At 61.6% G+C, this 25,641-nt stretch carries 29 protein-coding genes; 15 read left to right on the top strand and 14 right to left on the bottom strand.

Going from position 1 to position 25,641, the window contains the following annotated elements:
* Position 1 precedes the first annotated feature (1 nt).
* From V6L75_RS19710 to V6L75_RS19690, 5 genes are all read left to right on the top strand, one after another.
* Entirely contained in the window at positions 2-1,159 is a 1,158-nt protein-coding gene (locus tag V6L75_RS19710) for a M24 family metallopeptidase (RefSeq protein ID WP_334253185.1), read from the top strand.
* A 74-nt stretch (positions 1,160-1,233) separates the two neighbouring features.
* Positions 1,234-1,752 carry a hypothetical protein gene (locus tag V6L75_RS19705; RefSeq protein ID WP_334253184.1) on the top strand — a complete coding sequence of 173 codons (519 nt, stop codon included), beginning with the start codon at positions 1,234-1,236 and terminating at the stop codon, positions 1,750-1,752.
* 249 nt (positions 1,753-2,001) lie between these two features.
* On the top strand, positions 2,002-2,934 hold the full coding sequence (locus V6L75_RS19700) for a ribose-phosphate pyrophosphokinase (RefSeq protein ID WP_334253183.1): 933 nt from the start codon (positions 2,002-2,004) through the stop codon (positions 2,932-2,934).
* 118 nt (positions 2,935-3,052) lie between these two features.
* On the top strand, positions 3,053-3,745 hold the full coding sequence (locus tag V6L75_RS19695; protein WP_334253182.1) for an MOSC domain-containing protein: 693 nt from the start codon (positions 3,053-3,055) through the stop codon (positions 3,743-3,745).
* 163 nt (positions 3,746-3,908) lie between these two features.
* Positions 3,909-4,514, top strand: coding sequence for a 50S ribosomal protein L25/general stress protein Ctc (locus tag V6L75_RS19690; RefSeq protein WP_334253181.1), 606 nt, complete (start codon positions 3,909-3,911; stop codon positions 4,512-4,514).
* Positions 4,515-4,572: 58 nt separating this feature from the next.
* On the opposite strand, the gene V6L75_RS19685 is transcribed toward V6L75_RS19690, so the two are convergent.
* The gene (locus V6L75_RS19685; protein WP_334253180.1) at positions 4,573-5,508 is read right to left on the bottom strand and encodes a LysR substrate-binding domain-containing protein; all 936 of its coding nucleotides are present in this window, start codon (positions 5,506-5,508) and stop codon (positions 4,573-4,575) included.
* Between the two features lie 98 nt (positions 5,509-5,606).
* On the opposite strand from V6L75_RS19685, the gene V6L75_RS19680 reads away from it, so the two are divergent.
* From V6L75_RS19680 to V6L75_RS19660, 5 genes are all read left to right on the top strand, one after another.
* Positions 5,607-5,810 carry a YdcH family protein gene (locus V6L75_RS19680; RefSeq protein WP_334253179.1) on the top strand — a complete coding sequence of 68 codons (204 nt, stop codon included), beginning with the start codon at positions 5,607-5,609 and terminating at the stop codon, positions 5,808-5,810.
* A complete protein-coding gene (locus V6L75_RS19675) occupies positions 5,807-6,019 on the top strand; it encodes a hypothetical protein (protein ID WP_334253178.1) in 213 nt (70 codons plus the stop codon). Before V6L75_RS19680 ends, V6L75_RS19675 begins: the two co-directional genes overlap by 4 nt.
* Before the next feature lie 172 nt (positions 6,020-6,191).
* Positions 6,192-6,959 (top strand): aminoacyl-tRNA hydrolase, encoded by a 768-nt coding sequence (pth, locus tag V6L75_RS19670; protein ID WP_334253177.1) that lies wholly within the window; start codon positions 6,192-6,194, stop codon positions 6,957-6,959.
* 90 nt (positions 6,960-7,049) lie between these two features.
* Positions 7,050-8,150, top strand: coding sequence for a redox-regulated ATPase YchF (gene ychF / locus V6L75_RS19665; protein WP_050474988.1), 1,101 nt, complete (start codon positions 7,050-7,052; stop codon positions 8,148-8,150).
* Between the two features lie 27 nt (positions 8,151-8,177).
* Positions 8,178-8,864, top strand: a complete 687-nt coding sequence (locus V6L75_RS19660) for a fumarylacetoacetate hydrolase family protein (protein WP_334253176.1) — start codon at positions 8,178-8,180, stop codon at positions 8,862-8,864.
* A 2-nt stretch (positions 8,865-8,866) separates the two neighbouring features.
* On the opposite strand, the gene V6L75_RS19655 is transcribed toward V6L75_RS19660, so the two are convergent.
* Complete coding sequence (locus V6L75_RS19655) at positions 8,867-9,760, bottom strand: AraC family transcriptional regulator (RefSeq protein WP_334253175.1); 894 nt, start codon at positions 9,758-9,760, stop codon at positions 8,867-8,869.
* Between the two features lie 107 nt (positions 9,761-9,867).
* On the opposite strand from V6L75_RS19655, the gene mbfA reads away from it, so the two are divergent.
* From mbfA to V6L75_RS19635, 4 genes are all read left to right on the top strand, one after another.
* Entirely contained in the window at positions 9,868-10,851 is a 984-nt protein-coding gene (mbfA, locus tag V6L75_RS19650) for an iron exporter MbfA (protein ID WP_334253174.1), read from the top strand.
* Positions 10,852-11,016: 165 nt separating this feature from the next.
* The gene (locus V6L75_RS19645) at positions 11,017-11,382 is read left to right on the top strand and encodes a hypothetical protein (protein ID WP_334253173.1); all 366 of its coding nucleotides are present in this window, start codon (positions 11,017-11,019) and stop codon (positions 11,380-11,382) included.
* Between the two features lie 147 nt (positions 11,383-11,529).
* Positions 11,530-12,000 carry a MaoC family dehydratase gene (locus tag V6L75_RS19640; RefSeq protein ID WP_334253172.1) on the top strand — a complete coding sequence of 157 codons (471 nt, stop codon included), beginning with the start codon at positions 11,530-11,532 and terminating at the stop codon, positions 11,998-12,000.
* Entirely contained in the window at positions 11,997-12,482 is a 486-nt protein-coding gene (locus tag V6L75_RS19635) for a MaoC family dehydratase (RefSeq protein ID WP_334253171.1), read from the top strand. The genes V6L75_RS19640 and V6L75_RS19635 overlap by 4 nt, the downstream gene beginning before the upstream one ends.
* Positions 12,483-12,500: 18 nt before the next feature.
* On the opposite strand, the gene V6L75_RS19630 is transcribed toward V6L75_RS19635, so the two are convergent.
* The 12 genes from V6L75_RS19630 to V6L75_RS19575 form a co-directional block, all read right to left on the bottom strand.
* Positions 12,501-12,980 carry a GNAT family N-acetyltransferase gene (locus V6L75_RS19630; protein WP_334253170.1) on the bottom strand — a complete coding sequence of 160 codons (480 nt, stop codon included), beginning with the start codon at positions 12,978-12,980 and terminating at the stop codon, positions 12,501-12,503.
* Between the two features lie 9 nt (positions 12,981-12,989).
* Positions 12,990-13,643 (bottom strand): 5,6-dimethylbenzimidazole synthase, encoded by a 654-nt coding sequence (bluB, locus tag V6L75_RS19625; RefSeq protein WP_334253169.1) that lies wholly within the window; start codon positions 13,641-13,643, stop codon positions 12,990-12,992.
* A 2-nt stretch (positions 13,644-13,645) separates the two neighbouring features.
* Positions 13,646-14,194 (bottom strand): adenine phosphoribosyltransferase, encoded by a 549-nt coding sequence (locus tag V6L75_RS19620; RefSeq protein WP_334253168.1) that lies wholly within the window; start codon positions 14,192-14,194, stop codon positions 13,646-13,648.
* Between the two features lie 151 nt (positions 14,195-14,345).
* Positions 14,346-15,227: an S-methyl-5'-thioadenosine phosphorylase gene (locus V6L75_RS19615; RefSeq protein WP_334253167.1), complete on the bottom strand. Its 882-nt coding sequence runs from the start codon at positions 15,225-15,227 to the stop codon at positions 14,346-14,348.
* Between the two features lie 141 nt (positions 15,228-15,368).
* Entirely contained in the window at positions 15,369-16,223 is an 855-nt protein-coding gene (locus V6L75_RS19610; RefSeq protein WP_334253166.1) for a cytochrome c1, read from the bottom strand.
* 24 nt (positions 16,224-16,247) lie between these two features.
* Positions 16,248-17,507, bottom strand: coding sequence for a cytochrome b (locus V6L75_RS19605; protein ID WP_334253165.1), 1,260 nt, complete (start codon positions 17,505-17,507; stop codon positions 16,248-16,250).
* A 23-nt stretch (positions 17,508-17,530) separates the two neighbouring features.
* Complete coding sequence (petA, locus tag V6L75_RS19600; protein WP_334253164.1) at positions 17,531-18,091, bottom strand: ubiquinol-cytochrome c reductase iron-sulfur subunit; 561 nt, start codon at positions 18,089-18,091, stop codon at positions 17,531-17,533.
* Between the two features lie 283 nt (positions 18,092-18,374).
* Positions 18,375-20,213, bottom strand: a complete 1,839-nt coding sequence (locus V6L75_RS19595; protein WP_334253163.1) for an ABC transporter ATP-binding protein — start codon at positions 20,211-20,213, stop codon at positions 18,375-18,377.
* Positions 20,197-20,652 carry a hypothetical protein gene (locus V6L75_RS19590; protein WP_334253162.1) on the bottom strand — a complete coding sequence of 152 codons (456 nt, stop codon included), beginning with the start codon at positions 20,650-20,652 and terminating at the stop codon, positions 20,197-20,199. Before V6L75_RS19590 ends, V6L75_RS19595 begins: the two co-directional genes overlap by 17 nt.
* A 494-nt stretch (positions 20,653-21,146) precedes the next feature.
* The gene (locus tag V6L75_RS19585; protein WP_334253161.1) at positions 21,147-22,490 is read right to left on the bottom strand and encodes a methyl-accepting chemotaxis protein; all 1,344 of its coding nucleotides are present in this window, start codon (positions 22,488-22,490) and stop codon (positions 21,147-21,149) included.
* Between the two features lie 104 nt (positions 22,491-22,594).
* On the bottom strand, positions 22,595-22,999 hold the full coding sequence (locus V6L75_RS19580) for a DUF2177 family protein (protein ID WP_334253160.1): 405 nt from the start codon (positions 22,997-22,999) through the stop codon (positions 22,595-22,597).
* A gap of 65 nt (positions 23,000-23,064) precedes the next feature.
* The gene (locus V6L75_RS19575) at positions 23,065-25,032 is read right to left on the bottom strand and encodes an ABC transporter ATP-binding protein (RefSeq protein WP_425498810.1); all 1,968 of its coding nucleotides are present in this window, start codon (positions 25,030-25,032) and stop codon (positions 23,065-23,067) included.
* Between the two features lie 56 nt (positions 25,033-25,088).
* On the opposite strand from V6L75_RS19575, the gene V6L75_RS19570 reads away from it, so the two are divergent.
* Positions 25,089-25,559: a tRNA (cytidine(34)-2'-O)-methyltransferase gene (locus tag V6L75_RS19570; RefSeq protein WP_334253159.1), complete on the top strand. Its 471-nt coding sequence runs from the start codon at positions 25,089-25,091 to the stop codon at positions 25,557-25,559.
* Positions 25,560-25,641 lie beyond the last annotated feature (82 nt).

Below are 25,641 nucleotides of genomic sequence, written 5' to 3'. Positions count from 1 at the left end.
GATGGCGCTGCATTTCACAGACGCGGAATTCGAGAGCCGGTTCGAGCGGCTGAAGACCCGGATGAGCGAGGAAAAGCTGGATGCGATGCTCCTGTTCGCGCAGGACAGCAGCTACTGGCTGACGGGCTATGACACCTTCGGCTTCTGCTTCTTCCAGTGCCTCGTGGTCACCGCTGACGGGCGCAAGGTGCTGCTGACACGCTCGGCCGACGAGCGGCAGGCCAAGCACACGTCGAACATCTCAGATATCCGGATCTGGGTAGACCGGGGCGGCGCCAGCCCGGTTGGACAGCTGAAGGACATGCTCTTCGACATGGACCTGCTCGGTGCCCGGCTTGGCATCGAATATGACACCCACGGCTTGACTGCAAAGCTGGGCCGGGAACTGGACGAAGCCCTGCGCAGCTTTGCCGAACTGTCGGATGCCTCGCACATCATCCCCCGCCTCAGGGCGATCAAGAGCGCCGAAGAACTGGTCTATGTACGGCAGGCTGCCAAGCTGGCCGATGCCGCCTATCTGGCAGCACTGGACGAGATCCGGCCCGGCGCGGACGAAGGCCGCATTCTGGCGGCCATGCACAACGCCATCTTCGAGGGTGGCGGCGACTATCCCGGCAATGAATTCATCATTGGCTCTGGCCGCGATGCTCTGCTGTGCCGCTACAAGTCCGGCCGCCGCCAGCTTTCGGCACAAGACCAGATCACGCTCGAACTGGCCGGCACTTACCGGCACTATCACGTGGCCCTGATGCGCACGGTGGCGGTCGGAGGCGCAACACCCCGGCACAAGGCCATGTATGAAGCCTGCCGCGAGGCACTGGCAGCCGTAGAGAGCAAACTACAGACGGGCTGCAGCTTCGGCGAGATCTTCGACGCACATGCGGCTGCCATGGATGCGCGCAACATGCTGCCGCACCGCCTCAATGCCTGCGGCTATTCACTCGGCGCCCGCTTCACGCCCAGCTGGATGGACTGGCCCATGGCCTATAACGGCAATGATGCAGCCGTTGAACCGAACATGGTCATTTTCATGCACATGATTCTGGCCGATTCGGGCACGGAAACGGCCATGTCGCTGGGCCGGACCTATCTCACCGGCGTGGACGGACCTGTTTCTCTTTCCGAACTGCCTCTCGACCTTCCGGTCAAGGCAAGCTAAACCTGTCCACACACAGGATTTCCGGCGCTCAGGCGACTGCGGCGGCCGCCACCAGAAACGGTATTCGGGAACAGATGACGACACCCATGTCCTCCACGGCCAAGAGGCTTTGCGCCGCAACCCTTCTTCTCGCCGTTGCGGCCTGCAACCAGACAGCCCCTAAACCAAGGACTGTCACGCCGTCCGTGCCGGGAAACCAGACGCTGACGCCCGCGCCCAAGGTGCCGGCCGAGCAGGCAACCTTTGCTTTTGAACCCTTCACCGGCGCTCCGGGCAACACGGCAGACGAACTGGCCCAGGAGATCGGCGCACGGGCAGGCATTGAACGGCTGAAGCTTGTCCGCCGCATCGACGCCAAGCCGACCTACCGCGTGAAAGGGTATCTGACCGCAACCGGCACTCCGGCTGGTGGCTCGGTCTTCTTCGTATTCGACGTTTTCGATGCCAATGGCGTCCGGCTGACCCGAATCTCGGGAACCGAGACCATTGGCGGCGTGAGTGGAGATCCGTGGATGTCGGTGAGCGCATCCTCGCTGCAGCAGATCGCAGCACGCACTGTGCTGGAATTGAAGGCCTGGGTGAACACGTATTGAGCCTTAAGGGCATCAATTGCACGTCTAAGTATTTACCTTAGGTGCAGCGCAGCAGAAAAAAGCGCTGCCACAGCCTTTTGTGGTGTTGTCGGAAGGCAGCGGGGTTGTTACAACGCCGCCGCCTGAGACAAGCAAAGCTCAGGGTGCTGCGCACCAGACTGGTGCGTGACATGGACGCGTAACTGAAGACGTGAGGCAGGGGCCTTCCGGGTCCGGCGTTGCCGCGTCGCACAAAAGGACCAGTCGCCCATGAAAATTGTCGCGGGCAACTCCAATCGCGCGCTTGCCGAAGAAATTTCCAAATATCTGGATGTTCCTCTGGCTGCCTGCCAGGTGCGGCGTTTCGCTGACCAGGAGATTTTCGTCGAGCTTCAGGAAAACGTCCGTGGTGAGGATGTCTTCGTGGTTCAGTCCACAAGCTACCCCGCCAATGACCACCTGATGGAACTGCTGATCATCATTGATGCCCTGCGCCGCTCTTCGGCCCGCCGCATCACCGCTGTGATCCCCTACTTCGGCTATGCCCGTCAGGACCGCCGCGCTTCAGGCCGCACGCCGATCTCAGCCAAGCTGGTGGCCAACCTGATCACCGAAGCCGGTGCCGACCGTATCCTGACCCTTGACCTGCACGCAGGCCAGATCCAGGGCTTCTTCGACATCCCCACCGACAACCTGTTTGCCGCGCCGGTCATGACCCGCGACATCAAGGAGCGTTACGCCACCGACAACGTGATGGTCGTTTCGCCGGACGTCGGCGGCGTGGTGCGTGCCCGTGCGCTGGCCAAGCGCATTGATGCGCCGCTCGCCATCGTCGACAAGCGCCGTGACCGTCCGGGCGAATCGGAAGTCATGAACATCATCGGCACTGTCGATGGCATGGACTGCATCCTCGTGGACGATATCGTCGACAGCGGCGGCACCCTGTGCAACGCTGCAGAAGCCCTTCTGAACAAGGGCGCCAAGTCGGTGACGGCTTACATCACCCACGGTGTTCTGTCCGGCGGCGCCGTTGCCCGCGTCTCTGCCTCCAAGCTCAAGGAACTGGTGATCACCAACTCCATCGAGCCGACCGCCGCCATCAAGGCCGCCTCCAACATCCGCGCCATCTCCATCGCCCCGCTCATGGGCGAAGCCATCAACCGCACGGCGCTGGAAGAATCGGTCTCGAGCCTGTTCAACTGAGCTTGCGGCGTGCTTTGATCGATCCCGAAGAGGCACCCGGAGACGGGTGCCTTTTTCATTTTCGTTCAGACCTGACGGCCGGTAGGCTGTCCGCCAGTCCGCCGGAAAGGAACACCACATGATCCAGCATCTGGAAGCAACCATCCTTGGCGTCTTCACGGGCAAGGCCCGGGAGCGCTGGGAGGGCAAGGCGCCGAGTGCCATCGCCAAGCAGGCAAGGCAGGAGGCTCTCTGGCTTTCGAAGACAGGGCTTTCCGGCGACGAACAGGCAGATACAGCCGTTCATGGCGGGCTGGAGAAGGCGCTGCATCACTATGCTGCGGATCATATGCCCCACTGGGCTGACACATGGCCGGAGCAGGCGGAATTCTTCCAGCCGGGCTGCTTTGGCGAGAACATTTCCAGCCATGGGCTGACCGAAGCGAATCTTTGCCTTGGCGACATTCTCAAGATGGACGGCGCGACAGTGCAGATCTGTCAGGGCCGCCAGCCTTGCTGGAAGCTGAACATGCACACTGGTCTGCCGGGCATGGCGCCTGCCTTCCAGAAGACAGGTTTCACCGGCTGGTACTACCGGGTTCTGGAAGAGGGCAGCGTGTCAGCAGGCGGCAGCATCCGCCTGCTCGAGCGGCTCCATCCGGACTGGACGCTCAGCCGGCTGATTTCTGCCCGTTTCAATCCGCGTCTTGATCCGGCAGAAGCGGCGGAGCTTTCGCGCATGGAGGTGCTGGCAGAAGGCTGGCGTAACGCCTTTGCCCGCAAGGTTGATCCGGCCTTCGTGGAAAACACGGACCGGCGCCTGAAAGGCTGAAAACGCCCGCAATCCGGGGCGCATTGCTTGCGCTTTCCCGGCCTTTCGGCTATAGACCCGCTCGCGTCCGCACCCCTGGAGGCGGCGCAGGGGCCGATCCCGTCACTCTGACCAATGGGTCAGGGAGGCGCCGGTCCATTTTTACATCCGAAGGAGTACTGTCATGGCTGCCAGCTACGAGCTGACTGCATCTGTGCGGAACCGGGTGGGCAAGGGGGCCGCTCGTGCATTGCGTCGCGAAGGTCTCATCCCCGCCGTCATCTATGGTGACAAGAAGGCCGCGCTGCCGATTTCGATTCCGCTCAAGGAAACCACTCTGGCCCTGCACAAGGGCGGCTTCCTGACCCACATCGCCACCATCGTTGTGGACGGCGAGAAGCACCAGGTGATCGCCAAGGACTACCAGCGTCATCCGGTCCGCGACGAGCTGACCCACGTTGATTTCCTGCGCGTGTCCGGCAACACCACCCTCGTGGTCAACGTTCCGGTTCACTTCCTGAACCAGGAAACCTGCCCGGGCATCAAGCGCGGCGGCGTGCTGAACATCGTGCGTCACACGGTTGAAATGACCGTCCCGGCGAACGCCATTCCGGAGTTCCTGGAGCTGGACCTGGCCAACGCCAAACTCGGCGAGTCGCTCCACATCTCCGCAGTCAACGTTCCGGCCAACTGCCATCCGACGATCACCGACCGCGATTTCACCATCGCCACGATCGCCGCTCCGGCAGGCCTGAAGGACGAAGAGGAAGAAGGTTCGGCTGAAGCCTGATTTCAGGCTCGCCGGATTTCTCCGCGAAAGGGGGCGCATAGCGTCCCCTTTTTTGCATTCATGCCTCCGGTAAGCTGACGCCTTCAAGGCCCGAGGATGCAATCCCCTCGCGGGCGAGCTTCGCCAGCCGTTGAAAATGTGCCTGACGCGGTGAACCTTCCCGCCAGGCCAGCACGATGTGCCGCTGCATGGGCCAGCCGGACAGTTCCCGCAGCACCACTTGCCGCTCCCGCGCAAATTCCGACGCCACATAAGCAGCGGGAAACAGCGACAGACCCATGCCGATGGAAACCATCTGGCGCAGGGCATCAAGGCTGGTGCCTTCATAATCTTCGCTCATAATCGCGCCTGAAGCGGCGCAAAGCGTCTGCACCTGATCATAAAGCCTGTGCCCGCGCCCAAGCGTGAGCATCCGTTCGCCGTGCAGGTCTGAGACGGACAACGCCGGCAAGGCAGCCAGCGGGTGGCGTTGCGGCAGTCCCAGATAGATCCTCTCAACGCACAGATCATCGCTGACAAGGCGGCTTTCCCGGACAGGCTGAGGCGTCAGGATGCAATCCACAGTACCTTCCCGTACGGCCGTTTCCAGCAGCGAAGGCCTCTCCTCCCGGATGTACAGCTGAAGACCCGGCACACGCTCCTGCAGGAGCTCGATCACACCCGTCAGAAGATATGGACCAGCCGTGGGGGCAACACCCAGGCGGATCAGGCCACCCAGTCCCTTGTCCGCAGCCTTTGCCTCGCGCACAAACTCGTCCAGCGTCTCCAGAACCGTTCTTGCATGAGACAGCAGCGCGTGACCTGCCGGCGTCGCCTGGACCAGGGCTCCTCCCCTGTCGATCAGAACCACGCCCAGCCGGTCTTCAAGCAGCTTCAGCTGCGCCGAGAGTGTCGGCTGTGAAACGTTACAGGCACGGGCCGCACGGCCAAAGTGGCCATGCTCGGCAACGGCGACAAGATACTCGAGCTGACGGTGCGAAGGACGGTAAGGCATGAGATAGATAATATCTATTGATGTCATACAGTCTATGTATTTTTACAATCGAATGGATCACCCATATCAAGATGGCTGGGAAATGAAAGGAGGAACACATGCACCGGAAGCTGGTCGCCTTGCGCGTCCGTCATGCCATTCTTGATGCGAAGATCGAACGGGAGGCCCGCCGCCCTCACACCGACACGATCCGCCTTACAGCCCTCAAGAAACTGCGCCTTCGCCTCAAGGAGCAGATCATCCAGGCGGAACAGGAATTCTTCCGCAAGGAACCGCGGGGGAACGGCATGGTGCGCGCATGAGCACCGGTTCGCCAACCTTCTGGTTCGCCATGCGCGGTTTCGGGACAAAGAGCAACGCGAACCGCCGTAATGAGAGACTGACCGAACTGGACCGCCGCATGTCCGAATTCCTGATGGAAAAACAGGTCTCGGGCGGCAGCGAGCTGCTGCCTCACGTAGCCGCTGAACAGGCCCGCATCCGCACGGCTCTTACAGAGGAGAAGGCCTGAGGCAACAGCCGCCATGCTTCCCCCGGGCATGGCATGAAGCCGCAGGGCTCTGCGAAGGCAGCAGACCAATGGGCCGTCTCGACAGGGGCGGCCCATTGCTGTAAGCGGACGCTGACACCGCGCAGCCCCAAGGCCAGCGCAATTTTCCCGCTTGCGCAGCTACGGACATGCCATGCAGATCATCGCAGGCCTCGGCAACCCGGGCGGACAATATGCCCGCAACCGGCACAACATCGGCTTCATGGCGGTGGACGAAATCCACCGCCGTTACTCCGGCTTCTCTCCCTGGCGCGCCCGCTTTCAGGGCGAGGTGAGCGAAGGCACGATCGGCGGCGAGAAGATCATGCTGCTGAAGCCCATGACCTACATGAACGAGTCCGGCCGCTCGGTCGGCGAGGCCATGCGCTTCTACAAGCTGGAACCGGCGGATATCCTCGTCATCTATGACGAGCTGGACCTGCCGCCCGCCAAGTTCCGCATGAAAACCGGCGGCGGCCATGGCGGCCACAATGGCCTGCGCTCCATCACTGCCCATATCGGCGACGCATACCGCCGCCTGAGGCTCGGCATCGGTCATCCGGGCGACAAGAAGCTTGTCTCCAACTATGTGCTTGGTGACTTCGCCAAGGCTGACAGTGAATGGCTGGAGCTGCTGTTTGACGGCATCGCCGGTCATGCTGAGCTGCTGGCCAAACGCCAGGACAGCACCTTTGCCAACAAGCTGACACTTCAACTGGAGCCGGAAAAGGCACAGCGCCCGGAAAAGCGCAAGGCTGCGGAAACCGGCGGCGCCACCACCCAGCCTGCGCCCCGCCCGGCTCCCAAAGGCCAGAGCCACATCCGCCAGGCCCGCCAGCCGAAGGCCCCCGCCCTGCCCACCTCCGGCCCCATGGCCGAGATGCTGAAGAAGCTGCTGGGCAAGAGCGGCGGGCAGGACTGACCCGCCTTCCGTCTTCGCAATGCTTGACCTTGCCCGCCCCCTCGGGCAAGAAGCGGCTCAAATCTTCGATCAAACCGAAAGCGATCTCCCATGGGTTTCCAGTGCGGCATCGTCGGCCTGCCCAACGTCGGCAAGTCCACGCTCTTCAACGCGCTCACACGCACGGCGGCGGCTCAGGCTGCCAACTATCCGTTCTGCACCATCGAGCCGAACACCGGCGAAGTGGCCGTTCCGGACCCGCGCATGACGGCGATTGCCAAGATCGCAGGCAGCAAGGAAATCATTCCGACGCGCATCACCTTCGTGGACATCGCTGGCCTCGTGCGCGGCGCATCGAAGGGCGAAGGCCTTGGCAACCAGTTCCTTGCCAACATCCGCGAGGTGGACGCCATCGTCCACGTGCTGCGCTGCTTCGTTGATGACGACATCACCCACGTGGAAGGCAAGATCGACCCGATCTCCGACGCCGAGACCGTCGAGACCGAGCTGATGGTCTCCGACATGGAAAGCCTTGAGCGCCGCCTTGCCCCGATGAAGAAGAAGGCGCAGGTCGGCGACAAGGAAGCCAAGGCCATCGCCCCGATCATGGAAGCTGCCCTCGCCCTGCTGCAGGACGGCAAGCCGGTGCGCACGCTGAAGCTCGCCGATGCCGAGGAGGAAAAGATCCTGCAGGGCCTCAACCTGCTCACCTCCAAGCCCGTTCTCTACGTGTGCAACGTGGAAGAAGGCTCGGCAGGCACTGGAAACGAGCTGTCCGCCAAGGTTGCCGAAATGGCAAAGGCGCAGGGTGCTGGTTCCGTGGTCATCTCTGCGGCCATCGAGGCAGAAATCTCCCAGCTCGACAATGAAGAGCAGAAGGAATTCCTCGACACGCTTGGCCTTGAAGAGCCGGGTCTCGACCGGCTGATCCGCGCTGGTTACGACCTCCTGGGCCTGATCACCTATTTCACCGCAGGCCCGAAGGAAACCCGCGCCTGGACCATCACGCGCGGCACCAAGGCCCCGCAGGCGGCCGGCGTCATCCACTCGGACTTCGAACGAGGCTTCATCCGCGCCCAGACCATCGCCTTCGACGACTACGTCAGCCTCGGCGGTGAAGTTGGCGCCAAGGAAGCCGGCAAGGCGCGTGACGAAGGCAAGGAATACATCGTCAAGGACGGCGATGTGATGCTGTTCAAGTTCAACACCTGACACCAGCCCCCGAAAGAGCAGCGCACCATGACCAGCTTTGTGATCGACGTTCCGAAGATCCCTGCCCTGCCCGTGGCAGGCACTGATGCGCTGTTCCCGGTGCGCCGGGTCTATTGCATCGGCCGTAATTATGCGGCCCATGCGGTGGAGATGGGGCACGACCCCAACAAGGAGCCGCCGTTCTTCTTCCAGAAGAACCCGGACAATCTCGATGCCTCCGGGACGTTCCCCTATCCAGGCAAGACGGCGGATGTGCATCATGAGGTGGAGCTGGCGGTGGTGCTGAAGTCTGGCGGCTGCGGAATTGCTGTCGAGGACGCTCTCTCCCACGTCTATGGCTATGCGGTGGCCCTCGACATGACCCGCCGTGACCTCCAGGCGGTGGCCAAGGACATGGGCCGCCCCTGGGACACGGCCAAGGCCTTCGAGCATTCTGCGCCCATCGGTCCGGTGGTCCCGGCAAGCGTCTGCGGCCATCCGCAGGCTGGCGCGATCACACTCTCCGTCAATGGCACCCTGCGCCAGAGCGGCGATCTCAACCAGATGATCTGGAAGATCCCGGAAATGATCGCCTATCTGTCGGAGTATTTCATGCTGGCAGCCGGTGACGTGATCCTGACCGGCACACCGTCCGGCGTTGGACCGGTTGCGCGCGGCGACAAGCTGGAGGCCCGTGTCGAGGGCTTTGCGCCGCTGACCGTCGCGGTGGTCTGACCCTATTTCAACGGCAGGCAGATGTCGGTCAGAAGATCGGACGGGGCCGTGTCACGGGGGTTATTAAGGTAAATCTCCATGACCGGCGCATCGGCTGGCTCATGGCCAGATACCGGCAGCCAGGTGCCGTAGAGCCAGTCGTAGGCGGCCTTCATGTCCGCATACGGACCCTTGTGCCGCAACACGGCATAGCGCTGCGCCGGAGCATCGATGCGCTCGAGCGGCGGAGAAAAAGCAATGTCCTGCCGCAACTCGACCGCTGCGGCCGAACGCAGCTCCTGTTCCGGCACCACGGACGGATCGCTGTAGTAAAATCCGATCATCACGCCTGCCTTGTCCATCAGCCCGCGGCTGGCAAGGCTTCCGATCAAAAGCTCAAACGCGCGGCCGATTTCGATGTAAGGGCCCTTGTGCGCGATGCTGGCCAGTACGCGTTGCGGTTCCTGGCGGATGACGATGTCATGCATGGGAGAAGCTCCAAGGTCAGCCGGCCGCGTCAGGGCCGGTGGGGTCCAGTCCTTGTCAAAACGCCGGTGCGAACCTTCGTCCCGGTACGTGGCGGGCGGCAGTCCATAGGACTGGCGGAACGCACGGGTGAAGGCGGCGAGGCTGCCATAGCCTGCCTCCCGGGCCAGCCGGTCCAGATCCGTCTCGCCTCTGGCCAGCGCGGTGGCTGCCCTCTGCATCCGCAGACGCCGCACCATGGCGACCACACTCTCGCCGAAACAAGCCTGCCAAACCCGGTGCCAATGCCACCGCGACATGGCGGCGATATCCGCAAGCTGATCGAGATCAAGCGGCTCATCGAGATGGTCGTGCACATGCTCGATGACACGGGCAAAGCGCCGCTCGTAGGTTCTGGCCTGGGACAGATCCGAAGGGGGCTGGAAGGTCATGCTGCTCACTCACTTTGACGCACTAGGCCTATCATGGGTGGTTTTGACATTTCTTGCGGTTTAGAGTGCAGGGAGTTTTCTCATCCTTTTCTGATCGGATCCCGCAGATGTTCTCCCGGTTTCTGTCGACTGGCCGCCGCGACTTTTCATCGCTGAGCGAGGCCGAGATTCTCGCCCTCGCGATCTCCTCTGAAGAAGATGACAGCCGGATCTACCGGGCCTATGCCGATGGGTTGCGGGATGATTTTCCGGCTTCTGCATCTGTGTTCGATGCCATGGCGGAAGAGGAAAACGGGCACAGGCAGCAATTGATTGCCCTCTTCCGGGACCGTTTTGGCGACACGATACCGCTGATCCGGCGCGAGCATGTGCGCGGATACTATACCCGCAAGCCGGACTGGCTGGTCCGTCCGCTGGGCCTTGAAAAGGTGCGGGCGATGGCCGAGCAGATGGAGGATCAGGCGGCCCGCTTTTATGAAGAAGCAGCAAAGCGGACCAGCGACGCGGCGACCCGCAAGCTCCTTGGAGATCTCGCCATGGCCGAACGCGGCCACGAGAGCCGTGCCGAGGCTCTCGGCGAGGCCCTGACCCCCACGGATGTACGGGCCGAAGAAGACAAGACGGCCCACCGGCAGTTCATTCTCACCTACGTGCAGCCCGGTCTCGCCGGGCTGATGGATGGCTCAGTCTCGACACTCGCACCCATCTTTGCGGCAGCCTTTGCAACGCAGGACACCTGGCAGACCTTCCTCGTCGGCCTGTCCGCCTCCGTTGGCGCCGGCATTTCGATGGGCTTCACGGAAGCCGCGCATGATGACGGGGTGCTATCCGGGCGCGGTTCGCCACTGAAACGCGGCCTCTCGTCCGGCATCATGACGACGGTTGGCGGACTTGGCCACGCCCTGCCCTACCTCATTCCGGAATTCTGGACAGCGACCAGTCTGGCTGCAGCCGTCGTCTTTGTTGAACTCTGGGCCATTGCATGGATCCAGAACCGCTATATGGAAACCCCTTTCTGGCGCGCGGCCCTGCAGGTGGTCCTTGGCGGATCACTGGTGTTCGCAGCGGGCGTGCTGATCGGCAATGCATGATATATCATTTCCTGGAGCTCACCCAGAGAGTGCACAATTTCAACATGCATTGATTATCGATATTTAACGCTGCCTTTACACGCCGCGACGGCAGTGGTCTTGCTTTTCATCGAGCTTCTGGGCTGCGAAGAGTCGCAACTTGCCCATGGTTCCGTGGGGAGCATGATGAAAAGCTTCGGTTTTCTAGCTGCGGCAGTTGCCGCAACCTTGACCGCAACTGCGCCGCTGATGGCGGCCGGAACCGGGCAGGAAGGCTATTTTCAGATCTACAACAACACGGACAGCAACACCGTTGTTGGCTTCTACACCAACGGAGGCGATGGCTGGAGTGACAACTGGCTGAGCAACCGTCTGGCTCCGGGCGACGATGTGCGTGCAACGTTCCACGCCAACACAGGCCCATGCGAGCAGACATTCCAGGTCGGCTGGCTTGGGACAGATGGCGGAGAAGTGCTGGATGACCCTGTCTCCATCGACATCTGCGAAGCCTCGAACGTCTATCTGGACGACAACGAGATGTATTACGACTGAGACGCCCGGAGCGTGTCATGCACGCCCCGGCCAATCGCGAAGTCTAAGCTGGCAGTGAAGCTCCACCAAAAGGAGCATATGCCATAAGCGGAATTGAGCCCCATCAACCACTGGCGCGGGCGGTCATGGCAAGATAAAACAAGTCCCATGACCGCCCACCGCTACTTCGAAGATTTCTCGCCCGGCGAGATCATCTCCCTCGGCAAGAAGACTGTCACGAAGGACGAGATCGTCGCCTTCGCGGCAGAGTTCGACCCTCAGCCCTTCCATCTCGATGAAGAGGCCGGAAAAGCCTCGCTTCTGGGCGGCCTTGCCGCATCGGGCTGGCACACCGCGTCCATGTTCATGCGCATGCTGGTGGACGGGCTGCTGGCTCACTCCGCCGGTCAGGGCGCGCCAGGCATCGACACCCTCACATGGCGGCGGCCCGTCTATCCGGGCGACACACTGACGGCAGAGGCCAAGGTGCTGAGCAGCCGGCCCTTGCGTTCGCGGCCCGGTCTGGGGCTTGTCACGTTTGCCTTCTCGGTCGCCAACCAGAACGGCGACACCGTGATGGTGCTGGAGAACCCGATCCTCTTTTCCTGCCGTGAAACCGCACCGGAGGCGGGCGCATGAGAACCTGGTTTGACGAGATGAAGCTGGGCGAGCGCGTCGAGCTTGGCTCCCATCACTTCACCGCAGAGGACATCGTCCGCTTTGCCTCCAGTTTCGATCCACAGCCTTTCCATCTGACGGAAGAAGGCGCAGCGGCCACTCATTTCGGGCGTCTGTGCGCCTCCGGCTGGCATACGGCTTCCGCCTTCATGCGGCGCCTGATCCTGACCATGCAGGAACTGGATGCCGAAACAATAGCCCGCGGGGAAACGCCGGTGGAGCGCGGCCCTTCCCCCGGCTTTGAAAACCTCAAATGGATCAAACCCGTGTTCGCCGGCGACACCATCACCTACGCCAGCGTCGTGATTGCCAAGGACGATATCCCGCAGCGCCCGGACTGGGGCGTGCTGCGCGGCCGCAATGAGGGCACCAACCAGAACGGTGAACTCGTCTTCAGTTTTGAAAGCAAGGTTTACCTGCGCCGCAGACCGCAGCAGGCTTAACCTTCGGATTGCCGCAGCCTAAAGGCTGCGGCCGAGCACCACTTCGTCATGCAGCGGAATGCCGTATTCGCCTGTCAGCGGGATCTCCGGCTTGAGTTCGCGCTCATCATCGATGACGCCCTGCACGATGCGTTCCAGACGGAAACCGCGCCGCTGGTAGAAGCGGAAAGCATCCAGATTGTCATTCGAGGTGCGCACCATCAGGCGCGGAATACCATGGCTGCGGGCTTCGCTGACGACGGCATCCAGCAACTGCGTACCCGTACCGGCCCAGCGGCTGAGAGAGTCGAGCGTTAGAATCTCCCATTCACTCTCCCGCCGGATGACAGTGACCGCCCCGGCAAGCTGGCCGTCATCCTCTGCCAGAAAGCCCGGCAGAGCCGAGGCATCGACCATGGCGCCATCCAGCAGGATTTCCACACCCGCCCACCGCTCTTCCAGCAACTGGGCAAGGGCAGGACGGTCCTTGTCCTCAATCGGCCTGATGATGACTCCCAATAGAACCTCCTAACGGGTCAAAATTCGTGTCTGCAGCGGCGTGCGGGCCTGCCAGCCCTCCCGCTCCAGCTCCGGCACCAGGTGCTCCTCCTCGGGAAACCCTAGGCAGAGATAGCCGATCAGCTCCCAGCCGGAAGGCACGTCCAGCGTTGTCCTAACGGCCTGCGGATCGATGATCGACACCCAGCCGAGCCCGACGCCATGCACGCGCGCTGCTAGCCACAGGCACTGGACCATGCCAACGGCAGAAAAGGCAAGTGTCTGCGGCATTGTTGCACGGCCAAGGCCATGGCCCTGCTCCGGGTCCGGATCGCAAAACACCGCCAGGTGAACCGGAGCCTCCCGCAGGCCAGCCAGCTTGAGCCTTGCGTAAAGCTCCGCCTTTTCGCCGTCATAGGCAGCAAGGGCCCGGGTGTTTTCCTGCTCGAACAGCCTCGTCACCGCGTCCCGCCGGGCCTGACTTTCCACCCTGACGATGCGCCAGGGCTGGCTGTTGCCAACGGAGGGAGCAAGATCGGCCAGCGCCAGAATCTCATCCAGCAGGCCATCCGGCAGACTGTCCTTGCGGAAGCGGCGCACGTCACGCCGCCAGTGCAGGAGATCGGCAAAGGCAGCCCTGAACACAGGGGAAAAATCCGGTCCGTGCCCGTGCTGCCCAGCCATGGTCAATGCCCCGGGAAAGACAGCAGCGTGCGCACCGGCACACCCATGGCTTCCAGCCTCTGACGTCCGCCCAGATCCGGCAGGTCAACGATGAAGCAGGCGGCGACAATCTCCGCACCTTGCCCGCGCAGCAGCTTGCAGGCAGCCTCCGCCGTGCCTCCGGTGGCGATCAGGTCATCAACCACGATTACCTTGTCGCCCGGATTGATTGCATCGCTGTGCATCTCGATTTCATCAAGGCCATATTCCAGCGAATAGGCAACACTCACCGTCTGCCAGGGCAGCTTGCCCTTCTTGCGGATCGGCACAAAGCCGGCAGACAGCTGATGCGCCACGGCACCGCCCAGAATGAAGCCGCGCGCCTCAATGCCGGCAATCTGCTCCACCTTGGAACCAGCCCAGGGCTGCACCAGCGCATCCACAGCCCGCCGGAAGGCACGGGCGTTGCCCAGAAGGGTGGTGATGTCGCGGAACAGAATGCCAGGCTTGGGGTAATCCGGGATGGTGCGGATGGCTTGCAGCAGCTCGTCGGATACGCTGGGAATGTCCATTATCGTCCTCTTGGGGCGTCGTGTCTGGAGGGGGCCATTGAGGCCGGGGTCAGAGCCCCGGCAGCAGGGCCTTTGCCAGATCTTATATCAAGGCGCATTGGCCACGGGCAAAGGCATAACCGCCTTGCCCACGGCCAATGCGCCGCAGCTGTCAGTCCTTGTCGAAAAGCACCCGGCCCGCCACGGCATCCAGCTTTGCCAGCAGGGCGGGGTCGCGCTTGTCCGGAGCCGTCATGATCGCATAATCAAGCGCACGGTCGGAGCCGATGGGACAAGTCTCATGCTCGCGCGGCAGATCACGGGCCAGACGCGCCACCAGCTGCTGGGCATGGTGGGCATTGTCATGCAGCACCTTGATGATCTGCTGAATATCCACCTCGCCATGGTCCGGGTGCCAGCTGTCATAGTCGGTGACCATCGCAACCGTCGCGTAGCAGAGCTCCGCCTCGCGGGCGAGCTTGGCTTCCGGCATGTTGGTCATGCCGATCACATCGCAGCCCCAGGAACGGTAGAGATGGCTCTCTGCGAGCGACGAGAACTGCGGCCCCTCCATGGCGAGATATGTGCCGCCACGCCGGTACTTGAGGTCTTCAGCCCGTGCTGCCGCTTCAACATGATCAACCAGCCGTGGGCTGACCGGATAGGCCATGGACACATGCGCGACGCAGCCCGTGCCAAAGAAGCTCTTCTCCCGCGCGAAAGTCCGGTCGATGAACTGCTCCACCAGCACGAATGTGCCCGGGGCCAGCTCTTCCTTCAGCGACCCGCAAGCGGAAACGGAGATGAGATCCGTCACACCGCAGCGCTTCATGACATCAATGTTGGCTCGGTAATTGATCTGCGACGGCGAGTGCACGTGTCCCCTGCCATGACGCGGCAGGAACACCACCTTGAGCCCGTCAATGTGCCCGATCCGGACCGCATCGGATGGATCGCCCCAAGGGCTTTCAACCCCGATCCATTCCGCTCCCTCAAGGCCGGGCAGATCATAGATCCCCGATCCGCCAATCACGCCCAGAACCGCCTCAGCCATCAACGCCCCCAATCAGAGTTGGTGTGATTAGGTCCGGTTTGCCGGCGCTTGTCAAACCCGGTAGCACCTCCACCAAAACCAAAGGGCCGCCCATTGGGGCGGCCCTTCTCAGAACTCAGACCAATTGGCCGAGTGCTTGTATCAGTGCTCGACGTTCCGCCACAGCTTCTTCTTGGTAAAGTAAAGCAGCGAAGCGAAGACGATGAGGAAGATGATGACCCGGAAGCCCATCTTCTTGCGTTCTTCAAGGTGCGGCTCGGCAGCCCACATCAGGAAGGCAGACACGTCGCGGGCGTACTGATCCACCGTCATCGGCGTGCCATCAGTATACTCCACCTGCTCGTCAGAGATCGGCTGAGCCATACCGATAGCGGACCCGCTGAGGAACGCCGGGTTATAGTGCTGACCTTCCGGAATGTTCACACCTGCCGGCACTTCCTCGTCATAACTGGTCAGGAGGGCATGGATATAGTCCGGCCCCTGCTCGTTATACTGGGTGAAGGCATCGAAGATGAACCACGGGAAGCCGCGATGGGCTGCACGGGCCTTGGCAATCAGCGAGAAGTCCGGCGGATAGGCACCACCGTTCGACGCGCGCGCTGCCTGCTCGTTCGGGAACGGCGAGGGGAACTTGTCAGCCAGAATGGCGGGACGCTCGAACATGTCGCCGTCGTCATTCGGGCCGTCCTGAACCGTGTATTCCGCAGCAATAGCCTTGGCCTGCTCTTCCGTGAAGCCGGGGCCGCCGGGCTGGGCAAGGTTGCGGAAGGACACGAGCTTAAGGCCGTGGCACGAGGCGCAAACCTCGCGGTAGACCTTGAAGCCGCGCTGCAGCTGTGCCTTGTCGAAGGTACCGAAAGGACCTGCGAAGGACCACTGCTCACGCGGGATGTGGGGCCCTTCACCCGCTGCGAAAGCGGGCGAGGCAACGGCAACCGCGAGGGTCGCGGCCAGCGATACGCCAAGGGCGCGGACGGTCTTGATCATGGTGCTCATTTCAAAAACTCCTGACCCTTTCCGTCACTTCGTCTGGGGCGCTGCAACTGCAGCAGCCGGCTTGCCGGCACCAAGAACCGCTTCGGAGATCGAGGCAGGCAGCGGCAGCGGCTTTTCCAGGAAGCCCAGCAGCGGCAGGATCACCAGGAAGTGGGCGAAGTAGTAGACGGTGCAGATACGCGACAGGATCACGTACACACCTTCAGCCGGCATCGCACCGAGGTAGCCGAGCGCCACCGCGTTGATCGCGAAGATCCAGAAGAACTGCTTGAACAGCGGGCGGTAAACACCCGAGCGGACCTTGGACGTGTCGAGCCAGGGCAGGACGAACAGAACTGCAATGGCGCCGAACATGGCCACCACGCCACCGAGCTTGTCCGGCACGGCGCGCAGGATCGCGTAGAACGGCAGGAAGTACCATTCCGGAACGATGTGCGCGGGCGTGACCAGCGGGTTCGCTTCGATGTAGTTGTCGGGGTGCCCCATGTAGTTCGGCACATAGAACACGAACCACGAGAAGAAGATCATGAACACGACGATCGCGAAGGCGTCCTTGACCGTGTAGTACGGATGGAACGGCACCGTGTCCTGACCGGACTTCGGCTGCACGCCCGTCGGGTTGTTGTTACCCGTGGTGTGGAAGGCCCACACGTGCAGGATGACAACGCCGAAGATCATGAACGGCAGCAGATAGTGCAGCGAGAAGAAGCGGTTCAGCGTCGGGTTGTCGACGGCAAAGCCGCCCCACAGCCAGGTGCGGATCGCCTCACCCACCATCGGGATCGCCGAGAACAGGTTGGTGATCACGGTGGCGCCCCAGAAGGACATCTGGCCCCACGGCAGCACGTAGCCCATGAAGGCGGTGCCCATCATGATGAGGAAGATGATCACACCCAGGATCCACGAGATTTCACGCGGAGCCTTGTAGGAGCCGTAGTAGAGGCCGCGGAAGATGTGGATGTAGACGGCGATGAAGAACATCGACGCGCCGTTGGAATGCAGGTAGCGGATCAGCCATCCGAAGTTCACATCACGCATGATGTGCTCGACGCTGTAGAAGGCTGCCGTGGTGCTGGGGGTGTAGTGCATCACCAGCACGATGCCGGTGATGATCTGCGAGATCAGCATGAAGAAGAGAATGCCGCCGAAGGTCCACCAGTAATTGAGGTTCTTCGGGGTCGGGAAATCGACGAAAGAGCCGCGAACAAGCGAGATGACCGGCAGACGGCTCTCGAGCCACTTCGCCGCCGCGCTCTGCGGAACGTAATTGGAATGTCCAGCCATGGCTGTCTCCTGGGGTCTACCGGTCAACCGATCTTGATCTTGGCGTCTTCAACAAACGCAAATGGCGGTACGAGGAGGTTCTCCGGAGCAGGCCCCCGGCGGATACGCCCTGCGGTGTCATAGTGCGAACCATGGCACGGGCAGAACCAGCCATCGAAGTCGCCCGCATTGCCCAGCGGGACGCAGCCCAGATGGGTGCAGATGCCAACCATGACGAGCCAGGCTTCCTTCCCCTCGGCGGCGCGGTTCGCGTCGGAGGCATCGGCGGAATCGGACAGGTTGAGGTTACGCGCCAGTTTATCCGGCAGTTCGGAAAGGGGCACAGCCTTGGCCTCTTCGATCTCCTTTTCCGTACGCTGACGGATGAAGACCGGCTTGCCGCGCCACTTCACGGTGATCGATTGCCCCACCTCGACGGCGGAGACATCCACCTCGATGGAGGCCAGAGCAAGAGCCGAAGCGTCCGGGTTCATCTGGTCGATGAAGGGCCAGGCGACAGCGCCCGCGCCCACAACGCCCATGGCGCCGGTCGCAAGATAGAGGAAATCACGGCGGGTAGGTTCCGCCGAATCCGTATGAGCCAAGGTCGCGTCCTCTCGAAACCTGTTTAACGTATACCGAATGCCCACAGGCAGACAGCCTCGCCCTCCCCTCCGGAACGGTCGGCTGCCCGGCGCGGGCATTAACGGCAAACGGGTGCGGCAATCGCCCGCACCACACCAAGCGGTGGTCTTTTTGCACCGTTCTGCCGTATTGTCCAGATGACCTTCGGCCAGAACGCTAAATGTCGCACCGCTTGGGATGCCGTCATCACCTTTTTGATGCCCTGAAAAGGCCCTAATTGAAAGCCGGATCGTTTGATCTGGATCAAACTTCTGCAGCTGACTGCAAGAATCCGCCAGACTGATGCGACCACAGCTGTGCATAGAGGCCACCCCGGGTCAGCAGCTCCTCGTGACGCCCCTCTTCGATGATTCGGCCCTTGTCCATGACGATGAGCCGGTCCATGGCCGCGATGGTTGACAGGCGGTGCGCGATGGCAATCACCGTCTTGCCTTCCATCAGATCGAAGAGGCTGTCCTGAATCGCTGCCTCAACCTCGCTGTCGAGTGCCGATGTGGCCTCGTCCAGCAGCAGGATAGGAGCATTTTTCAACAGAACCCGGGCGATGGCAATCCGCTGGCGCTGCCCGCCGGACAGCTTCACGCCGCGCTCACCCACCTGAGCCTGAAGGCCGCTGCGCCCGTCCCTGTCCTCAAGTCCCTGAACGAACTCGAGGGCGTGGGCCTTGCGCAAGGCCTCGATCACCTCCGCTTCAGATGCCTCCGGCTTGCCGTAGGCAACGTTCTCATAGATGGACCGGTGCAGCAGCGATGTATCCTGCGTAACGACACCGATATGCGCGCGCAGATCATCCTGGCGGACACGGGCGATATCCTGCCCGTCGATACGGATCGAACCGCTCTCAAGGTCATAGAACCGCAGCAGAAGGTTCACGAGGGTGGACTTACCCGCACCGGAGCGGCCGATGAGCCCGATCTTTTCGCCCGGGCGGATCGTCAGATCCAGCGCGTCGATGACACCCTTGACCTTTCCATAGTGGAAGGAGGCCTTGTCGAAGACGATCTCACCTCTGGTGACCGTAAGAGGCGCTGCATCCGGCGCGTCCTGCACTTCCCGCTCACGCGCGATTGTGCCAATGCCGTCCTGCACCGTGCCGACGTTTTCGAACAGGCCCGCCACTTCCCACAGAATCCATTGGGACATGCCCTGAATGCGCAGGACAAGCGACACCGCTACAGCCACATCGCCGGTAGTGACCACCTCATGCTGCCACAGCACAATGGACAGCCCGGCCGTAGAGAACAGAAGCAGCGTATTCAGCGTGTTCAGCGAAATGTTGAGCAGCGTCACGTAGCGCATCTGGCCGAACACTGTCTTCATGAAGCCCATCATCGAGTTGCGGGCATATTCTTCCTCACGTTTTGCGTGGGAAAAGAGCTTGACCGTGGCAATGTTGGTGTAGGCATCCACCACATGGCCGGTCATCACCGAACGGGCGTCCGCCTGCTCCTGTGAGATCGCCTTGAGGCGGGGAATGAAGATACGCAGCACGCCGATGTAGGCGAATGTCCAGACCACCAGCGGAATGGCCAGATAGAGGTTGGCATCACCAATGACGATCAATGCGCTGGTCAGATAGACCAGCACGTAAACCATCATATCGACGATCCGGGTCACGACTTCACGCACCGCCAGCGCTGTCTGCATCATCTTGTTGGCGATGCGGCCGGCAAAGTCGTTGTGGTAGAAAGTCATGCTCTGCCGCAGCAGATAGCGGTGGACGCGCCAGCGCACGGACATGGGATATGTGCCGATCACGCCCTGATGAAACAGCAGCTCCCAGAAGGCCTGCGTCAACGGCAGGCACAGCAGGATGACACCGGCCATCAGCGAGAGCTTCACCCAGTTGTCGGTCCAGAACGTCGCCCGGTTGGCCTCGCCCAGCCAGTTGACCAGATCGCCCAGGAAGGCGAAGACCGCGACCTGAAAGATCGCGATCATCGCACCCAGCACGCCGACACCGGCCAGCAGCGGCCAAAGGGGCTTCGTGTAGTACCAGCAGAAGGCCGCAAACCCCTTCGGCGGCACGTCCAGCTTATAGTCCGCAAAGGGATCTATCAGACGTTCAAATCTGGAAAACATTTCTCAACTCCAGAGAGTTACGGCTCTCACCCGCAGACCGGGCAGAACCGCGCAGCCGCCTGGGTTCAAGGCGCTGCCAATAGGGACGGCGGCCACCGAAGGCCAGCGAAAAGACGAAGCTGACCAGCGCACCTGCAAGCACCAGCGTGCCCAGGAACAGCTCAATCAGATGCGTGCGGTACTGGGTAGCACTCTGAACCGCGTTGCCGATCCGGACGGCTTCCAGCGACCACAGGTCAGCAAGAAGAACCGGCAGGAAGATCAGCACGGCAGCTCCTGCCGTTGCTGCGGAAAACATGGCAAGCGCTACCCCGCCAAGGGCAAGGCGCCGGCGCCACGGCAGCGCCAGACGCGGCGAAGGCGCCGCAAAGTCATCCGGACGCGGCAGGTCCGGCGGATAAGGCAGATCGAAAGGATCCAAAGGATAACGAACAGACATGGTTCTGCTCCAGGCGGAATCGGACTGATGAGGCACGGCTGGCGGAACGCGCAAATGAACGGCGCGCAGCACCGGAGAGTTCCGGTTATGCTTGAAGCCAGTCGCTATTCAGCTGGAATGTTTGAAACGCCGTCTCAGGCTGCCGGGCGGCAGGAGATGGGAAACGGGCCCACGAGAGCAAGGGCTACGGTCATATGGACACGTGACATATTGGTCATGAACACCCCTCCTCTGTTAGCTCGGTTGACGGCAAAGACAGCGCGGCAGAACGCGCTTCACGTTCCTAAACTCTTTGCCTGAAATCGCAAGGCCCAAGCGCAGCTGGGGCGTGGATTAACGCCTGCCTGTTGCCATGCGGCAACAATGCAACCTGGCCTTGATGGAAGTCAGACGTGCGGCCCCGAACAGGTCTTCATGCATGCCTCATGTGCCAGAAGACAAAAAACGCGGCGGAGTCGATCCGCCGCGTGTCATCGTCCCATAAACTGCGTGTTTCAGGCAGCGCGGATGCTGGTGAGGAACTGGCTCACCTGCGTCTGCAGGCTGCTGGAGAGCTTCGTCAGTTCACCCGCAGCCCGGTGCATTTCATCCGTGGCCGAGGTGCTGGCCTGCATTGCCTCTGCAAGACGGTTCATGTTGCCCCCCACGCGTTCGGTGCTGGCATTGGCAACATGAACCGAGCGGGAAATCTCGCCGGTCGCCTGCATCTGGCTCTGGACCGAGCCATGAACGGCCTCAGAGATCTGGCTGATCTGCTCGATGGTCGCGGTGATGGAGCGGATCGCACCCACGGCCTGCTCAGCGACGAACTGCACCGAGGCCACCTGCGCGGTGATCTCTTCCGTTGCCTTGGTGGTCTGTCCGGCCAGCGCCTTTACTTCATTTGCCACCACCGCAAAGCCACGGCCCGCTTCACCCGCACGGGCAGCTTCAATGGTGGCATTCAGGGCGAGCAGGTTCGTCTGGTTGGCAATCTGGCTGATCAGTTCAACGACTTCGCCGATCTGGCGCCCTGTCTCGGACAGGCGTCCGACGATTTCATCGGTCTGGCGCGCTTCCAGAACAGCAGCGCTGGCGATCTGGGAAGCGCTCTCCACATCGTTGCCGATGGTCGAGATAGAAACTGCCAGTTCTTCGGCAGACTGGGACATGACGCGAACCGACTGTCCGGCCTCTGCTGTCGCAGTGGAGACTTCATCTACGGCACGGGATGAGTTGCCGACTGCCTGACGCAGGTCCATGGCATTGCCGCCAACTGCATTCGCCGTGCTTGTCAGAGCCTCGACCACGCTGATGACCGAGCGCTCGAAGTCGCTCGCAACATCGCGCATCAGCTCCCGGCGCTCCTGCTCGATCTGTGCCTGCTGGGCCGCCTGGAGTTCAACTTCCTCCTTGGCGCGGGCAGCGAGTTTTTCACGGAACTGGACAACAGAGCGCGCAATGGCACCGATTTCATCGGTCCTGTGGGCGCCCGCAATGCTGACATCCAGCTGGCCTTCGGACAGAAGATCAAGACCATCCTGCAGCCGGTTGAGGGGCCGGGCAACGCCCAGGGCCAGCACAACGGCCAGCCCAAGGAAGGCGATGCCGATGGGCGAACAGACAAGAACGATCTGCAGCATCTGATCGATAATCAGGCCATCAAGCAGCGTGGAGGCTTGCGGGCCAAGAAAGGCCTGCGCCTGCGACGGATCACCCAGAGCGGACGTCAACGCCTCGCGGAAGACATAGAACGCATATCCCGTTCCGGCCACCATGATCAGGGCCGAAGATACAACCAGGACAAGAAAGCGGCCAAGGATCGAAAGGCGGATGCCCGTACCTACATTATCGTGCATGTCCATTCCCGATGGTCTGAAGAAACGTTCTTCGGTCCGATACCATGGGGAATAGTACTAGGGAGCGAGCGTAAAGATTTTCTTCACGCAATCAGATAAATCGCTCAGGACAACAGCTTATGCGCGATGGCATATCCTCCGGCAGCCGACACGGCACTGAGGACTGTACCCCAGGCAATGTCTACCAAAACCACCTCGATCGGCCAGTCCCTCAGGGTCGCATAGTTGGTCATGTCGTAGGTTGCATACGCAATAAAACCTAGGACCGCTCCACAGATCACTGCGGTCCAGATGCTTTCAGACTTCAACGCAGGGAGTACAGCAAAGAAAACCAGACCACCGACATAAAGAAGATAGAAAATCGCTGCCGCACCAAGATTGGGCTTGTCCATCATCAGATGCCCGATACGGTCGAAATAGAAGCGCGTTGCCACTTTGCCAAGCCAGACCGCATCAATCGCGAGAAACACGGCAGCAGTCGCAAGGTAGGCGGTGATAATCTGGCCCATACGGAGGTCCCCCTTCTGGGAGATCTTACGTGGCTTCACGTCTGCCGGATCACGCAAGACGGACGTCACTCCTCCCCGGCGGCCAGCATTTCCCCCGCAGGCAGGAACCCGCCAGACTGGCGCTCCCACAGATCCGCATAGAGCCCGCCGCGCGCCAGCAGCGCGTCATGGGTGCCCTCCTCGACGATTTTTCCCCCATCCATGACGATCAGCCGGTCCATGGCCGCGATGGTGGACAGGCGGTGGGCGATGGCCAGCACCGTCTTGCCCTGCATCAGCGGGATCAGATTGTCCTGAATGGCCGCTTCAATCTCGGAATCCAGAGCAGAGGTCGCCTCGTCGAGCACCAGAATAGGCGCATTCTTCAGAAGCACGCGTGCAATGGCAATACGCTGGCGCTGGCCGCCGGACAGCTTCACGCCACGCTCGCCCACCTGTGCCTCGAAACCGGAGCGGCCCTTGCTGTCTTTCAGGCTCTGAATGAAGTCCAGCGCATGCGCCTGCCGCGCAGCGTCCTCCAGCATCGCCATGCTGGCATCCTGACGGCCATAGGCGATGTTTTCGCGGATAGAGCGGTGCAGAAGCGAGGTGTCCTGTGCAACCATGCCGATCTGCGCCCTGAGCGAGGCCTGCGTCACTTGCCGGATGTCCTGGCCGTCCACCAGGATGCGGCCGCTCTCCACGTCATGAAAGCGCAGCAGCAGGCTGGCCAGCGTCGACTTGCCCGCCCCTGAGGGACCAACGATGCCGATCTTCTCGCCGCCCTTCACGGTAAGGCTCAGATCATCGATGACACCCCCGCGCTTGCCATAATGAAAGCTGACCTTGTCGAAAACGATCGCGCCCGTGCTGACCATAAGCGCCGGGGCACCCGGCTGATCCGTCACCGCAATTGGCCGCGTCAGCATCTCCACGCTGTCCTGAAGCGTTCCGAAATAGCGGAACAGGGAGTTAAGCTGGCCCAGCATCCGCCCCAGCAGCAGATTGAGCCGCAAGGCAAGGCCCAATGACACAGCCACATTGCCGGCCGTCAGAATACCGCTCTGCCAAAGCACCAGTGAAAACCAGCCGATACTCACCATCATGACACTGCTCAGCAGCGACATCAGCGAGCGCACTTCGGTCAGATTGCGCGTAAAGCGCTTCAGAACCGTAAGATAGCCCTCGAAAATCGCACGCGCGCTAGCCTGCTCGCTCTCCCGCGAACTGAAGAGCTTCACTGTCTGTATATTGCTGTAGGTGTCGACCAGCCTGCCCGTCGCACCGGAGGCGGCATGTGCCGACGCCTTGGAGCTGTTGCGGATCCGCGGCACGTAGTAGCGGGCAATGAGCGAGAAGGCAGCCAGCCAGACCAGAATGACTGCGCCCAGGCGCCAGTTCAGTTCGCCCAGCAGCAGCAGTGTGGCCAGAGCATAGACCGCGATGTACCAGACCACCTGCAGCAGCGTGACCATGAACTCGCCCGCCGCCTGCCCTGCCTGCCAGACCTTGGATGAAATGCGGCCCGAGAATTCATCGTGAAAGAAGGCGATGCTCTGCTCCATGATCCGCTGATGCGCTTGCCAGCGCACGCGGGCATAAAAGCCGGGCACAACGGTCTGCTCTTCAACGCCTGCGGTGAAGAAGGCCAGCACCGTGCGCAGCACGAGCACAACGGCAGCCATGCCGGCAAAAAGCTGCCAGTTCTGCGTGAAGAGTTCGTCCTTCGGCGTGGTCTGCAGCAGATCAACGATGATGCCGATGAAACTGTAGAGCCCTGCTTCCACCAGAGCTGTCGCCCCGCCCAGCAGCAGCATGGCCACGAAGGGCCAGGGCGACTGGCGCACGAGGAACCAAAGATAGCCGCCAGCAGTGACGGGCAGCTTTCCGGCAGGCGCAGAAACGAAGGGGTCGATCCAGCCTTCAAGGCTGCGCAAGATTCTGTTCAAAGGATTGGTCCGGTTTCGAGGGGCCCCTTGCAGGGTTTTAGCACCCGCACCGGGAATGGCCAGCCGCAAGGGGCCTAAAATGCTGAAATGACTTGCCGCAGGCATCAAGAGATACGCTTCAGACGCTGGACAAACAGCAGAAAACCGGGCACTGCGTGGCCATGCCTGATCTTGCCCTTTACCAGCCGGACATCCCGCAGAACACCGGCACCATGATCCGCATGGCTGCCTGCCTTGATGTGCGCGTGCACCTGATCGAGCCGGCCGGATTTCCCCTGTCCGACAGTGCGCTCAAGCGCGCCGGAATGGATTATCTGGAGCGGGCCGCCCTCATCCGCCACCTCGATTGGGCCGCTTTCGAGGAAGCGCGCAAGGCTGCCGGGCGGCGGCTGGTTCTGCTGACAACCAAGAGCACCCTGCCCTACACGGACTTTGCCTTCCGGCCGGACGACATGCTGCTGCTGGGCCGCGAAAGCGCTGGCGTGCCTGATGCCGTGCACGATGGCGCAGATGCGCGCATCACCATCCCAATGGCCGCGGGCATGCGCTCGCTGAATGTGGCCGTTTCGGCAGCCATGGTTCTGGGCGAGGCGCTGCGCCAGACCGGAACCTTTCCAACCCCATCCCGTTGACCTCCGGCAGGACAGATCACCGCTTTGCAAATCGCGGCAGGGGCTTGATAAGAAGAACCCAAACAAGCTGCTCTCCCCGAAT

This window comes from Pannonibacter anstelovis (assembly GCF_036881715.1).
Taxonomy (GTDB): domain Bacteria; phylum Pseudomonadota; class Alphaproteobacteria; order Rhizobiales; family Stappiaceae; genus Pannonibacter; species Pannonibacter anstelovis.
The sequence above is the reverse complement of the archived record's forward strand: the minus strand, read 5'-3'. Positions and strand labels throughout refer to the sequence as shown.

Coding starts and splice junctions, on each gene's coding strand:
- V6L75_RS19660 (WP_334253176.1), top strand. CDS start 8,178: ATGACCAGCTTTGTGATCGACGTTCCGAAGATCCCTGCCCTGCCCGTG.
- V6L75_RS19675 (WP_334253178.1), top strand. CDS start 5,807: ATGAGCACCGGTTCGCCAACCTTCTGGTTCGCCATGCGCGGTTTCGGG.
- V6L75_RS19585 (WP_334253161.1), bottom strand. CDS start 22,490: ATGCACGATAATGTAGGTACGGGCATCCGCCTTTCGATCCTTGGCCGC.
- V6L75_RS19635 (WP_334253171.1), top strand. CDS start 11,997: ATGAGAACCTGGTTTGACGAGATGAAGCTGGGCGAGCGCGTCGAGCTT.
- bluB (WP_334253169.1), bottom strand. CDS start 13,643: ATGGCTGGGCAGCACGGGCACGGACCGGATTTTTCCCCTGTGTTCAGG.
- V6L75_RS19700 (WP_334253183.1), top strand. CDS start 2,002: ATGAAAATTGTCGCGGGCAACTCCAATCGCGCGCTTGCCGAAGAAATT.
- V6L75_RS19575 (WP_425498810.1), bottom strand. CDS start 25,032: ATGCCTGCGGCAAGTCATTTCAGCATTTTAGGCCCCTTGCGGCTGGCC.
- V6L75_RS19655 (WP_334253175.1), bottom strand. CDS start 9,760: ATGACCTTCCAGCCCCCTTCGGATCTGTCCCAGGCCAGAACCTACGAG.
- V6L75_RS19640 (WP_334253172.1), top strand. CDS start 11,530: ATGACCGCCCACCGCTACTTCGAAGATTTCTCGCCCGGCGAGATCATC.
- V6L75_RS19620 (WP_334253168.1), bottom strand. CDS start 14,194: ATGGACATTCCCAGCGTATCCGACGAGCTGCTGCAAGCCATCCGCACC.
- V6L75_RS19605 (WP_334253165.1), bottom strand. CDS start 17,507: ATGGCTGGACATTCCAATTACGTTCCGCAGAGCGCGGCGGCGAAGTGG.
- V6L75_RS19580 (WP_334253160.1), bottom strand. CDS start 22,999: ATGGGCCAGATTATCACCGCCTACCTTGCGACTGCTGCCGTGTTTCTC.
- V6L75_RS19695 (WP_334253182.1), top strand. CDS start 3,053: ATGATCCAGCATCTGGAAGCAACCATCCTTGGCGTCTTCACGGGCAAG.
- V6L75_RS19705 (WP_334253184.1), top strand. CDS start 1,234: ATGACGACACCCATGTCCTCCACGGCCAAGAGGCTTTGCGCCGCAACC.
- V6L75_RS19595 (WP_334253163.1), bottom strand. CDS start 20,213: ATGTTTTCCAGATTTGAACGTCTGATAGATCCCTTTGCGGACTATAAG.
- V6L75_RS19615 (WP_334253167.1), bottom strand. CDS start 15,227: ATGGCTGAGGCGGTTCTGGGCGTGATTGGCGGATCGGGGATCTATGAT.
- V6L75_RS19645 (WP_334253173.1), top strand. CDS start 11,017: ATGAAAAGCTTCGGTTTTCTAGCTGCGGCAGTTGCCGCAACCTTGACC.
- V6L75_RS19710 (WP_334253185.1), top strand. CDS start 2: ATGGCGCTGCATTTCACAGACGCGGAATTCGAGAGCCGGTTCGAGCGG.
- ychF (WP_050474988.1), top strand. CDS start 7,050: ATGGGTTTCCAGTGCGGCATCGTCGGCCTGCCCAACGTCGGCAAGTCC.
- pth (WP_334253177.1), top strand. CDS start 6,192: ATGCAGATCATCGCAGGCCTCGGCAACCCGGGCGGACAATATGCCCGC.
- V6L75_RS19690 (WP_334253181.1), top strand. CDS start 3,909: ATGGCTGCCAGCTACGAGCTGACTGCATCTGTGCGGAACCGGGTGGGC.
- V6L75_RS19685 (WP_334253180.1), bottom strand. CDS start 5,508: ATGCCTTACCGTCCTTCGCACCGTCAGCTCGAGTATCTTGTCGCCGTT.
- V6L75_RS19680 (WP_334253179.1), top strand. CDS start 5,607: ATGCACCGGAAGCTGGTCGCCTTGCGCGTCCGTCATGCCATTCTTGAT.
- V6L75_RS19590 (WP_334253162.1), bottom strand. CDS start 20,652: ATGTCTGTTCGTTATCCTTTGGATCCTTTCGATCTGCCTTATCCGCCG.
- V6L75_RS19570 (WP_334253159.1), top strand. CDS start 25,089: ATGCCTGATCTTGCCCTTTACCAGCCGGACATCCCGCAGAACACCGGC.
- mbfA (WP_334253174.1), top strand. CDS start 9,868: ATGTTCTCCCGGTTTCTGTCGACTGGCCGCCGCGACTTTTCATCGCTG.
- V6L75_RS19610 (WP_334253166.1), bottom strand. CDS start 16,223: ATGAGCACCATGATCAAGACCGTCCGCGCCCTTGGCGTATCGCTGGCC.